This window comes from Cellulomonas sp. URHB0016 (assembly GCF_054057935.1).
In genome coordinates, this window is record NZ_JBSRZU010000001.1 from 4,376,452 (window position 1) to 4,388,122 (window position 11,671).

The 11,671-nt window shown below is 73.2% G+C and carries 10 protein-coding genes; all 10 read left to right on the top strand.

The window, feature by feature from the left end:
- The first annotated feature begins 36 nt into the window (after positions 1 to 36).
- The 10 genes from ACVW07_RS20065 (at position 37) to priA (ending at position 11,669) form a co-directional block, all read left to right on the top strand.
- Positions 37 to 1,059: a 3-oxoacyl-ACP synthase III gene (locus ACVW07_RS20065; protein WP_456820953.1), complete on the top strand. Its 1,023-nt coding sequence runs from the start codon at positions 37 to 39 to the stop codon at positions 1,057 to 1,059.
- A complete protein-coding gene (locus ACVW07_RS20070; RefSeq protein ID WP_456820954.1) occupies positions 1,056 to 3,686 on the top strand; it encodes an alpha/beta fold hydrolase in 2,631 nt (876 codons plus the stop codon). The genes ACVW07_RS20065 and ACVW07_RS20070 overlap by 4 nt, the downstream gene beginning before the upstream one ends.
- The gene (locus ACVW07_RS20075) at positions 3,683 to 4,663 is read left to right on the top strand and encodes an NAD-dependent epimerase/dehydratase family protein (RefSeq protein WP_456820955.1); all 981 of its coding nucleotides are present in this window, start codon (positions 3,683 to 3,685) and stop codon (positions 4,661 to 4,663) included. Before ACVW07_RS20070 ends, ACVW07_RS20075 begins: the two co-directional genes overlap by 4 nt.
- 67 nt (positions 4,664 to 4,730) lie before the next feature.
- The gene (locus ACVW07_RS20080; protein ID WP_456820956.1) at positions 4,731 to 5,876 is read left to right on the top strand and encodes a histidinol-phosphate transaminase; all 1,146 of its coding nucleotides are present in this window, start codon (positions 4,731 to 4,733) and stop codon (positions 5,874 to 5,876) included.
- Between the two features lie 39 nt (positions 5,877 to 5,915).
- The gene (hisB, locus tag ACVW07_RS20085) at positions 5,916 to 6,527 is read left to right on the top strand and encodes an imidazoleglycerol-phosphate dehydratase HisB (RefSeq protein ID WP_456820957.1); all 612 of its coding nucleotides are present in this window, start codon (positions 5,916 to 5,918) and stop codon (positions 6,525 to 6,527) included.
- Positions 6,524 to 7,009 carry a hypothetical protein gene (locus ACVW07_RS20090; RefSeq protein ID WP_456820958.1) on the top strand — a complete coding sequence of 162 codons (486 nt, stop codon included), beginning with the start codon at positions 6,524 to 6,526 and terminating at the stop codon, positions 7,007 to 7,009. Before hisB ends, ACVW07_RS20090 begins: the two co-directional genes overlap by 4 nt.
- Before the next feature lie 192 nt (positions 7,010 to 7,201).
- Positions 7,202 to 8,884: a cellulase family glycosylhydrolase gene (locus tag ACVW07_RS20095; protein WP_456820959.1), complete on the top strand. Its 1,683-nt coding sequence runs from the start codon at positions 7,202 to 7,204 to the stop codon at positions 8,882 to 8,884.
- A gap of 86 nt (positions 8,885 to 8,970) precedes the next feature.
- On the top strand, positions 8,971 to 10,134 hold the full coding sequence (locus tag ACVW07_RS20100) for a GH12 family glycosyl hydrolase domain-containing protein (protein ID WP_456820960.1): 1,164 nt from the start codon (positions 8,971 to 8,973) through the stop codon (positions 10,132 to 10,134).
- A 109-nt stretch (positions 10,135 to 10,243) separates the two neighbouring features.
- Positions 10,244 to 10,894, top strand: a complete 651-nt coding sequence (gene hisH / locus ACVW07_RS20105) for an imidazole glycerol phosphate synthase subunit HisH (RefSeq protein WP_456820961.1) — start codon at positions 10,244 to 10,246, stop codon at positions 10,892 to 10,894.
- A 34-nt stretch (positions 10,895 to 10,928) separates the two neighbouring features.
- Positions 10,929 to 11,669 carry a bifunctional 1-(5-phosphoribosyl)-5-((5-phosphoribosylamino)methylideneamino)imidazole-4-carboxamide isomerase/phosphoribosylanthranilate isomerase PriA gene (gene priA / locus ACVW07_RS20110; RefSeq protein ID WP_456820962.1) on the top strand — a complete coding sequence of 247 codons (741 nt, stop codon included), beginning with the start codon at positions 10,929 to 10,931 and terminating at the stop codon, positions 11,667 to 11,669.
- Positions 11,670 to 11,671: the final 2 nt, after the last annotated feature.

Consider the following 11,671-nt stretch of genomic DNA (forward strand, 5'->3'; position numbering starts at 1 on the left):
TGCGCCCGGACTGTCCGTACTCCGGAGGGCGCCCAGGTGAACGGGAACGCGACGTTCGAGCACCACGACGTGGCACTGCTCGCAGTGACCGCGATCGAGGCCACGGTCCCGGTCCCCTCGTCGACCTTCGACGAGCAGCTGCGTCCCACCCTCAGGCGCCTGCGTCTCCCGCGAGGTCTGCTGGGCCGGGTCGCGGGCGTCCACGAGCGGCGGTGGTGGGACGCCGGCACCACGTTCGACGACGCGGCCGTCGCCGTGGGGGCCAAGGCTCTCGCGGAGGCAGGCATCGACGGTGACGCCGTCGGCCTCCTCGTCAACACCTCGGTGACACGGACCCACCTGGAGCCGTCGGTCGCGTCGCGGATCCACGACGGGCTGAGCCTGCCGTCGCGAGCGCAGAACTTCGACCTGACGAACGCGTGCCTGGGCTTCGTGAACGGCATGACGCTGGCCGCCCAGCTCATCGACGCGGGGCAGGTGGACTACGCGGTCGTGGTCGACGGTGAGGACCCGCAGCCCACCCAGGAGGCGACCATCCGCCGGCTGTCCGCGCCGTCGAGCACGCGCGCCGACTTCCTGCGGGAATTCGCGACGCTGACCCTCGGGGCCGGTGCCGCGGCGGCGGTGCTCGGACGGGCGTCCGCGCACCCCGGGGCACACCGCCTGGTCGGCGGCATCTCCCGCGCGGCAACCCAGCACCACGACCTGTGCGTCGGCGGCGTCGACGGCATGAGCACCGACCCCCGAGGACTTCTCGACGGCGGCCTGGAGCTGGTGGTCGACGCATGGAACGAGGCTGCGCCGCAGCGCGGCTGGGCGGACGTGGACCGGTTCGTCACGCACCAGGTCTCGACGGTCCACACGCACGCGCTCGTCCAGTCGCTCGGCCTCGACCCGGCCCGGGTGCCGGTCACGTTCCCGCGCTGGGGCAACGTGGGGCCGGCGTCCCTCCCGATGACGCTCGTCGCCGAGCAGGGCAGCTTGTCGGCGGGCGACAGGGTGCTCTGCATGGGCGTCGGGTCCGGCCTCAACACCGCGATGACCGAGATCGTCTGGTGAGCTCCGGTGACGGCCGGCGCACGCCGGCGTCGTTGCCACCCGTCGGTCTGCGTGGCCTCGACCCGGCGTGGTCCCGACTGGTCCAGGTCCCCGGTGGTGGCACCTGGCACGTGCTGGACAACGGGAAGTCGCTGTCCGCCGAGCCCGTCGGCACCGTGCTGTGCGTGCACGGCAACCCGACGTGGTCGTACCTGTGGCGTCGTCTCGTCGCTGCCGGGGCGCGCGCCGAGCGGCCGTGGCGCGTGGTCGCGGTGGACCAGCTCGGCATGGGCTTCTCCGAGCGTGACGGTCGCGTGCGCACCCTCGCCGACCGGGTCGCCGAGCTCGGCGGGCTCACCGACGCTCTCGGGCTCGACGGTCCGGTCGTCACGGCCGGGCACGACTGGGGCGGTGTCGTGAGCCTCGGCTGGGCCGTCCGGCATCGTGACCTGCTCGCGGGGGTCGTGCTCCTCAACACCGCGATCCACCTGGCGCCGGGCGACCGTGCTCCCGCGGTGCTGCGGCCCGCGATGGCACCGGCCCTCCGGGCCGCGTCGACGGTGACCACGACCGGCTTCCTGGACACGACCCTCGCCCTGGCGCACCCGGCCCTGCCGCACGACGTCCGCGCCGCCTTCCGGTCGCCGTACCGCACCGCGGACCGGCGCCAGGCGGTCGGGGACTTCGTCGCCGACATCCCGGTGACGCCCGACCATCCGAGCCGGCCGACGCTCGACCGGCTCGCTGCGGACGTCGCGACGATCGACGTCCCGGCGTTCCTGCTCTGGGGTGCCCGCGACCCCGTGTTCTCCGACCGGTTCCTGGACGACCTCCTCGAGCGGCTGCCGCACGCGGACGTGCACCGGTCGCCGGTCGCCGGGCACCTCGTGGGGGAGGACGAGGACCTCGGCGGCGGTGTGCTCCGCTGGCTGGACGCCCGGCTGCCGTGCGGTGCTCCCGCCGCCAGCGGCACCGGTCAGCCGCGGGCCGACGACCCGACCGGCACCGACGATGCCCGGGCGCCCGAAGGGTGGCGTGCGCTCGGTGCGGCGCTCGCGGACCGGCACGACGACGACGGTCCGGCGCTGGTCGAGCTGCGCGAGGGCTCGACGCGGACCATCTCGTGGTCGCTGCTGGCGACCCGTGTCGACGAGCTCGCCAGGGGACTGGCCACGCTCGGCATCAGCAAGGGCGACCGGGTCGCGGTCCTCGTCCCTCCGGGCGGCGAGCTCACGGCCGTCCTGTACGCCTGCCTGCGGCTCGGTGCTGTCGTCGTCGTCGCCGACGCAGGTCTCGGGGTCCGTGGTCTCAGCCGGGCGGTGCGCTCCGCGCGACCGGCCGCGGTCGTCGGCGTCGAGCGTGCGCTGCTGGCGGCCCGTGCGCTCGGCTGGTCACCCGTCCTGGTCGCCGCCGGTCCGCTGCACCGCCGGGCCAGGCGCGCCCTCGGTGTCGTCGCCAGCCTCGCCGAGCTCGCCGACCTGGGGCGTGTGTCGGAGGTCGACATGCGTGCGCCGGAGCCCGACGACGACGCCGCCGTCCTGTTCACCTCGGGCTCCACGGGACCGGCCAAGGGCGCGGTCTACACGCAGCGCGGCCTGAGCGCGATGCGTGACGCGGTGGGCACGACGTACGGGGTCGGCCCCGACAACCCGTTCGTGGCTGCGTTCGCCCCGTTCGCGCTCCTCGGTCCGGCGCTGGGCGCGACGACCGCGAGCCCGGACATGGACGTCACCGCACCGCGGACCCTGACCGCCCGCGCGCTCGCCGACGCGGTTCGGGCCGTCGACGGCCGCGTGGTGTTCGCATCACCGGCCGCGCTCGCCGGCGTGCTCGCGACGAGGGACGACCTGGGCAGGGCGGGTCGGACCGTCCTGGGGGAGGTGACGACCTTCCTGTCGGCCGGCGCGCCCGTGCCCGAGCGCCTCCTCGGGCAGGCGACGACGCTGTTTCCGGGAGCGAGGCTGCACACGCCGTACGGGATGACCGAGATGCTCCCGGTCACCGACGTCGACCTCGACGAGATCCGGGCGGCAGGCGCGGGGGACGGTGTCTGCGTCGGTCGGCCGGTGACCGGCGCCCGGGTGGAGATCAGCCCTCTCGACGGCCAAGGCCGCGCGACCGGGGCGCCGACCGTCGCGCCGGGTGTCGTCGGCGAGATCCTCGTCTCCGGCTCGCACCGCAAGGCCCGGTACGACCTGCTCTGGCTCACCGAGGAGGCGTCGTCGCGAGACGCCGGCCGCCACCGGACCGGTGACGTCGGGCACCTCGACGGGCACGGCCGGCTCTGGGTCGGCGGGCGGCTGGCACACGTCGTCGTCACGGCGGACGGTGTCGTGTCGCCGGTCGGGCCGGAGCGGCGGGTCGAGGCGATCCGCGGGGTGGCCCGGGCCGCCGTCGTCGGTGTCGGACCACGGGGCACGCAGCAGGTGGTCGTCGTGGTGGAGCACGACACGCCCTCCCGGGCCGGGGTCGTCGCCGAGGAGGAGCTCACCGCCTCGGTCCGGGCGGCGGCGGCACCGGTGCCGGTCGCGGCCGTGCTCGTCGCCGCGCGCCTGCCGACGGACCTGCGGCACAACTCGAAGATCGACAGGACGGCAGTGGCGCGCTGGGCCGAGGCGGTTCTCGCGGGCAGGCGAGCACGGTTGTGACGCCCGGCGCGGCGTCGACCGTCCTCGTCACCGGCGGCAGCGGGATGCTCGGGGGTGCCGTCGCGCGTACGCTCGTGGAGGGCGGCGTGCGCGTCCGGACGCTCCAGCGACGACCGGCCGGGGTCGACGGGGCGAGGGACGTGCTCGGCAGCGTGACCGACCCGGCGACGGTGGCGCGAGCCGTCGAGGGCTGCGACGCCGTCGTGCACCTCGCTGCCAAGGTGGACATCACCGGGCCGGAGGACGAGTACCGCCGCGTCAACGTCGACGGCACCCGTCACCTGCTCGTGGCCGCCCGCGCTGCCGGGGTCGCTCGGTTCGTGCAGGTGTCGTCCCCGTCGGTCGCGCACGTCGGAGGTTCGCTCGTCGCCGCCCCGGCGGGTCCGGCGCAGCCGGGTCTGGCGCGCGGGCCGTACGCGCGCACGAAGGCGGCCGCGGAGCTGCTCGCGCTCGCGGCGGACACCCCGGCGATGCGTGTGGTCGCCCTGCGCCCCCACCTCGTGTGGGGACCCGGTGACACCCAGCTCGTGGCCCGCATCGTGGCGCGGGCGCGGACCGGTCGCCTGCCGGTGCTGGGCACGGGTGCGGCGCTCGTCGACACGACCTACGTGGACAACGCCGCCGAGGCGCTGGTGGCAGCGCTGTCCGCCCCCCAGGACGTGTGCGGGCAGGCGTACGTGGTGAGCAACGGCGAGCCGCGCCCGGTGCTGGATCTCCTGCGCGCGATCTGCGCGGCGTCCGGTGCCCCCGGGCCGACGGTGCACGTCCCCGCGTTCCTCGCCCGCGCGCTCGGGGGCGGCCTCGACGCGGTCTGGGCCCGGTGGGCCCTGGACGGCGAGCCGCCGCTCACCCGGTTCGTCGCGGAGCAGCTCTCCACCGCGCACTGGTTCGACCAGCGCCGCACCCGCGAGGCGCTCGGCTGGTCTCCGCGGCTGTCGCTCGACGAGGGTCTCCGCCGGCTCGCTGCTGCGTCCTGACCGCTGTCCGGCCTCCGTCGCGCGGACGGTGGGACGGGCGTCGCCGGGGCGTCCTTAGAATCGGTGCGTGCCCCACGACCTCGCCCGCCCCTCGCTGCCCCTGCGTCCCGAGCTGGCCGGGGTCGAGCCGTACGGTGCCCCGCAGCTCGACGTCCCGCACGCGCTCAACGTCAACGAGAACCCCTACCCGCCGTCCGACGAGGTCGTGGCGGACATCGCGGCCGCAGTGGCGCAGGCGGCGACCGGCCTCAACCGGTACCCGGACCGGGAGTTCCTGGACCTGCGCGCGGACCTCGCAGCCTATCTCGCCGTCGAGTCGGGCGTGACGCTCGCCCCGGAGCAGGTGTGGGCAGCGAACGGGTCGAACGAGATCATGCTGCACGTCCTGCAGGCGTTCGGCGGCCCAGGACGCACGGCGGTCTCCTTCGCGCCCACCTACTCGATGTACCCCGAGTACGCGCGGGACACGCACACCGGCTGGGTGACGGGACGGCGGGAGGCCGACTTCAGCCTGGACCCCGGGGTGGCCCGGGACACGATCGCCGAGCTCGCGCCGTCGGTGGTGCTCCTCGCCAGCCCCAACAACCCGACGGGGACCGCCCTGCCGGCGTCGACGGTCCTCGCGGTCCTCGAGGCCGCGGCGCAGGTCCCGGGCGGCTGCGTGGTCGTGGTCGACGAGGCGTACGGCGAGTTCCGCCGCCGTGGCACGCCGTCGGCGCTCGAGCTGCTGGGGGGCCACCCGCACCTCGCGGTCAGCCGCACGATGTCGAAGGCGTTCGGCCTGGCGGGGGCGCGCGTGGGGTATCTCGCCGCGTCGACGTCGTTCGTGGACGCGCTCCGGGTGGTGCGGCTCCCGTACCACCTGTCGGCGGTCACACAGGCCGTCGCCCGTGCTGCCCTGCGCCACGCCCCCACGCTGATGGCCCAGGTCGGCTCGCTCCGCGACGAGCGGGACGCCCTGGTCGGCTGGTTGAGGGAGCTCGGCCTGACGGTCGCCGACTCCGACGCGAACTTCGTGCTGTTCGGGCCGTTCGACGACCGGCACGCGATCTGGCAGGGTCTGCTCGACCGCGGCGTGCTGATCCGTGAGTCGGGGCCGGACGGGTGGCTGCGTGTGTCGGTCGGTACCCCGCACGAGACGGCGGCCTTCAAGGACGCCCTGGTCGACGTGGCGAGGCTCCGGACGGATGGCCCGGGTGCGACGAGCAGGTGACGAGCAGGTGACGTGCAGAGCCTTGGACGAGGAGAGACAGTGAGCCCAGCGGAGCGCAGGACGGCGCGGATCGAGCGCGCCACGAGCGAGTCGAGCGTGCTGGTCGAGCTCGACCTCGACGGCACCGGTCGGACGGACATCTCGACGACCGTGCCGTTCTACGACCACATGCTCACCGCCCTGGGCAAGCACTCGCTCATCGACCTCACGGTCAAGGCGACCGGTGACACGCACATCGACGCGCACCACACGGTCGAGGACGTCGCGATCACGATCGGCGAGGCGCTGCGCCAGGCTCTCGGCGACAAGCGCGGCATCTCGCGCTTCGGGGATGCCACCGTGCCGCTCGACGAGGCGCTCGCGCAGGCGGTGGTCGACGTGTCGGGCCGCCCGTACCTGGTGCACACCGGTGAGCCGCCGGGGCAGGAGCACCACCTCATCGGCGGCCACTTCACCGGGTCCCTGACGCGTCACGTGCTCGAGTCGATCGCCCACCACGCGGCGTTCAGCATCCACGTGCGGGTGCTGGCAGGACGCGACCCGCACCACGTCGTCGAGGCGCAGTTCAAGGCGCTGGCCCGAGCGCTCCGGTCCGCCGTGGCCCTCGATCCGCGCGTCGAGGGCATCCCGTCCACCAAGGGTGCGCTGTGAGCGACGACATCGTGGTGCCGGACGACCCGTCGGGCCTCGTCGACGGCCCCGCCGAGCCCCCGTCGCTCGCCCTGGTGCTCACGCAGGTCGGCGCACCGGGTCCGCTCGCTGCGGCGTGTGCGCTCGCGAAGGTCGACGTCGACGTGGTGCCGTCCCCGGTGGGCGCGATCGCGGTGCTGCGGGACCCTGCGGCGGCGAGCGCCGGGGCCGCCGCGATCTCGAAGCTGCTGCGTGCCGTGCCGGTCGTGCTGCTGGAGCGTCGGGAGGGGCGGATCACGGCCAGCCGGTGGGCCGGGGGCCAGCAGGGGGAGATGCTGCCCGCCGGCCTGGTGATGTCGGACGCGCCGCCCGTGCTCGAAGACCTGCTGCTCGACTCCCTCGACCCCACGACCGTCGACGACGCCGTGTCCAGCGTCGGGCTGTCGCGGTGGCGGGCGACGCGGATGCTGGCCGGGGGAGTCCGGCGCCGCCCGGCGTCCTGACCCACAGGGCTCTGCTCGATCCGCGCGTGCACCGGGCCGATTGCACTGCTTAAACGTTCAGGCTGCTGTCGGATCGGTTCGACTCCTGCTTGCATGACGCTGCCCACAAGCCTTCCGCCCCGCCATGCATCGTGCTGGCTCGCCCGCCTCACAGGAGAGGCGGAAGCTCCCCTCTCCCTCACAGGAGCCTTCATGACAAGCACGAGACGCGGCGCCGTCGCCCGTCTGGTCAGCGCGGCAGCGGCATTGGCCGTCGCCGTGACCACCATGGTCGCCGTCACCGGCACCACGGCGGTGGCCGCCTCGGGCGGCACCGGAACCGGCTACCTCAGCACCAAGGGCAGCAAGATCGTCGACTCCACGGGAGCGACGGTCACCCTGACCGGCATCAACTGGTTCGGGATGGAGACGGACAACAAGACGTTCCACGGACTGTGGGCGGGCGTGACGTGGAAGTCGCAGCTCGAGCACATGGCCGAGCTCGGCTACAACACGCTGCGTGTCCCGTTCGCCGGTGACGCCCTCAAGTCCGGCGCCACCGCCACCAGTGTCAACACCGCCACGAACCCCGACCTCGTCGGGCTCTCGCCGCTGCAGATCCTCGACAAGGTCGTCGACTACGCCGGTGAGCTCGGCATGCGCGTGATCCTCGACCGGCACCGCCCGACGGCCGCCGGCCAGACGGCCCTCTGGTACACCCCGACGGTGTCCGAGGCCAGCGAGATCGCCGACTGGAAGCTGCTCGCAGCGCGCTACGCCGGCAACCCGACGGTGATCGGCGCCGACCTGTTCAACGAGCCGCACGCCGACGGCACCGAGCCCAACTCGACCGGTTCCTGCTGGGGCTGTGGCGACACCGCGCGCGACTGGCGGCTCGCCGCCGAGCGCATCGGCAACGCCGTCCTGGCCGCCAACCCGAACTGGCTCATCATCGTCGAGGGCGTCTCGTGCCTCTCGGGCGGCGTCGCGAACCAGTGGGACAGCATCCCGGACGACCCGGCGAACTGCAGCTGGTGGGGCGGGAACCTCGCCAACGCCGGGACGCAGCCGGTGCGGCTGAGCGCGACCAACAAGCTCGTGTACTCCGCGCACGACTATGGCATCTCGGTGTACGACCACCAGGAGTGGTTCGACACCACCAAGCACCCGGACTTCCCGGCAAACCTCCCCAGCACCTGGGACCACTACTGGGGCTACCTGGTCAAGGACAACATCGCGCCGGTGCTCGTCGGCGAGTTCGGCAGCACGCTCGCCGACCCGCGCGACACCAAGTGGCTCACGGCGCTCGTCAGCTACATGAAGACCAACGGCATGTCGTTCACGTACTGGTCGTGGAACCCGGACTCGGGTGACACCGGCGGCATCGTCAAGGACGACTGGGTGACGGTGCAGACCGCCAAGCAGTCGATCCTGCAGTCGGCCCTCATCCCGCCGGTCAAGCGTGGCAGCACGCCGACGCCGACGCCGACGACGCCGACGCCGACCACGCCGACGCCGACCCCCACGACGCCGACGCCGACCCCGACGACGCCGACGCCGACTCCCACGCCCACGCAGAACCCGGGCGCGTGCACGTCGACCGTCCAGCTGACCAACACCTGGCAGGGCGGCTTCCAGGCGGCGATCTCGGCGAAGAACGGCTCGTCGGCCGCTCTCAACCCGTGGGTGATCACGTTCACGGTGCCGTCCGGCGTCACGGTCGGCAGCGGCTGGAACGGCACGTTCAGCCAGAGCGGCACCACGGTGACCGTCACGGCGCCGACCTGGAGCCCGTCGCTGGCTGCGGGTGCGGTCGCGAGCGTCGGACTGGTCGCCAACGGCCCGTCGAGCCCGGTCGCGAGCAACATCAAGCTCAACGGGGTCACGTGCTCCTGAGCTGACCACGTCGTCGGGCGGCGGGTCCCCTGCCCGTCGCCCGACGACGCATCGTGCCGTCTCGTCCACCTAGCCCTAGGAGTGACATGACTTCCCGATCCCGCGTGGTGCTGACCGCTCTGCTCACCGCCGTCCTGGGCCTCGTCGGCCTGTCCGGCGCGCAGGTCGCCAGCGCTTCACCAGTCATCTGTGAGCAGTACGGCAGCACGACTATCCAGGGCGGCCGCTACGTCGTCATGAACAACCGCTGGGGCACCAGCTCGACGCAGTGCATCGACGTGACGTCGAACGGCTTCGCGGTGACCCAGGCCGACGGCCAGACGGCGACCAACGGCGCGCCGAAGTCGTACCCGGCCGTGTACTACGGCTGCCACTACGGCAACTGCTCGCCGTCCGACGACATCCTCAGCCCGAACGGCGTGCAGGCCAGCGACTCCCGGTTCTCCGGGATCAGCACGAGCGTGAGCATGACGTACCCGAGCAGCGGGACGTACGACGCCGCCTACGACATCTGGTTCAACAAGTCGCGGCCGAGCAGCACGACGCAGCAGAACGACGGCGCCGAGCTGATGGTGTGGCTCAACCACACGGGGTCGATCCAGCCGATCGGCTCCAAGGTCGGGACGGCCAACGTCGCCGGTGCCACGTGGGACGTCTGGTACGGGTCGGTGGGCTGGAACGTCATCTCCTACGTGCGCCAGTCGCCCACGAGCTCGCTCAGCTTCCCCGTGAGCTCCTTCTGGAACGACGTCGTGAGCCGTGGGTACGGCTCGACGAGCTGGTACCTGACCAGCATCCAGGCCGGCTTCGAGCCGTGGATCGGTGGCGCGGGTCTCGCCGTGACGAACTTCTCGGTCACCACGGGTGGTTCCACGCCGACGTCGTCGCCGACCCCGACGCCGACCTCGACCCCGACCCCGACCCCGACGACCACCAGCCAGCCGCCGAGCGGCTCGGGCTGCTCCGCGACGCTCAAGGTCGACAACCCGTGGAACGGCGGGTTCCAGGGGACCGTCACCGTGAAGAACGCCGGCTCGTCGACGATCAGCGGCTGGACGGTCAAGGCCACCCTCCCGAGCGGCACGACCATCTCCAACCTCTGGAACGGCACGCTCAGCACGAGCGGGTCGGCGATCTCCGTGAAGAACGCGCAGTACAACGGGCTGCTCAACGGCGGCGCCTCGACGACGTTCGGCTTCGTCGCCAACGGCAGCTCGCCGCCGTCGGGCTTCACCTGCACCGCCTCGTGAGGTCTCGCTGACTCACGGCTCACGGCGGGCCCGGCGACCTGGTCGCCGGGCCCGCCGTCGTGCATGGACGCGCCGAAGCACGACCGGCACCCACGGGTAACCTGGGCGGGTGCCTTCCCAGCCTCAGGTCGTCGTCCTCGACTACGGATTCGGCAACGTCCGTTCCGCGGTGCGCGCCCTGGAACGCGTCGGCGCCCAGGTGGAGCTCACGGCGGACAAGCGTGCGGCTGGCGAGGCCGACGGGCTGGTCGTGCCAGGCGTCGGGGCCTTCGCGGCCGTGATGGCGGGGCTGCGCGACGTGGACGGGGACCAGGTCGTCGACCGGCGGCTCGCCGGCGGGCGCCCGGTGCTCGGCATCTGCGTCGGCATGCAGGTGATGTTCGCCGAGGGGGTCGAGCACGGTGAGCGCACCGACGGGCTGGGGGAGTGGCCCGGCGTCGTCGACCGCCTGGAGGCCGACGTCGTTCCGCACATGGGCTGGGCCACGATCGAGGCCGCCCCGGGCTCGACCCTGTTCAAGGGGCTGGAGCACGAGCGCTTCTACTTCGTGCACTCGTATGCGGCCCGCTCGTTCCCCTTGACCGACGAGGGCGCCGGCGCCGTCCCGTTCACGACCCCCCTCGTGACGTGGGCGCAGCACGGCGACCGGTTCGTCGCCGCCGTCGAGAACGGCCCTCTCGCTGCGACACAGTTCCACCCGGAGAAGTCCGGCGACGCCGGCGCGCAGCTGCTGTCCCACTGGGTCGACTCGCTCCGCTGACCCGGCCCTCCCCACACCATCGGAGAACACACCCATGACCGATCGTCTCGAGCTCCTGCCTGCCGTCGACGTGGCTGACGGCAGGGCCGTCCGACTCGTCCAGGGGGAGGCGGGGTCGGAGACGAGCTACGGCGACCCGCTCACCGCCGCCCTCGACTGGGCCGAAGGAGGTGCCGAGTGGATCCACCTGGTCGATCTCGACGCGGCGTTCGGCCGTGGCTCCAACGCGCCGCTCCTGGTGGACGTGGCGGTCGAGCTCGCGGGTCGAGGGGTCAAGGTCGAGCTGTCCGGCGGCATCCGGGACGACGCGTCGCTCGCGCACGCGCTGGGCACGGGCGCGACGCGCGTGAACCTCGGCACAGCGGCGCTCGAGGACCCGGAGTGGACTGCGCGCGTGATCGCCAGCCACGGTGACCAGATCGCCGTCGGCCTGGACGTCCGTGGCACCACCCTGGCGGCACGCGGCTGGACGAAGGACGGCGGGGACCTGTGGGAGGTGCTCGCGCGTCTCGACGAGGCCGGCTGCTCGCGCTATGTCGTCACCGACGTCACCAAGGACGGCACGCTGCGTGGCCCGAACCTCGAGCTGCTGCGGGAGGTGTGCAGCCGGACCGACGCGCCGGTCGTGGCCTCCGGCGGGATCTCGAGCCTCGACGACCTGCGCGCGCTCCGCACCCTCGTCCCCCTCGGCGTGGAGGGGACGATCGTCGGCAAGGCGCTGTACGCCGGGGCGTTCACGCTCCCGGAGGCGCTCGACGTCGCCGGCCGTCCTTGAGG

Excerpts from the sequence above, each read along its gene's own strand:
- ACVW07_RS20095 (WP_456820959.1), top strand. The coding sequence starts at position 7,202 with ATGACAAGCACGAGACGCGGCGCCGTCGCCCGTCTGGTCAGCGCGGCA.
- ACVW07_RS20100 (WP_456820960.1), top strand. The coding sequence starts at position 8,971 with ATGACTTCCCGATCCCGCGTGGTGCTGACCGCTCTGCTCACCGCCGTC.
- priA (WP_456820962.1), top strand. The coding sequence starts at position 10,929 with ATGACCGATCGTCTCGAGCTCCTGCCTGCCGTCGACGTGGCTGACGGC.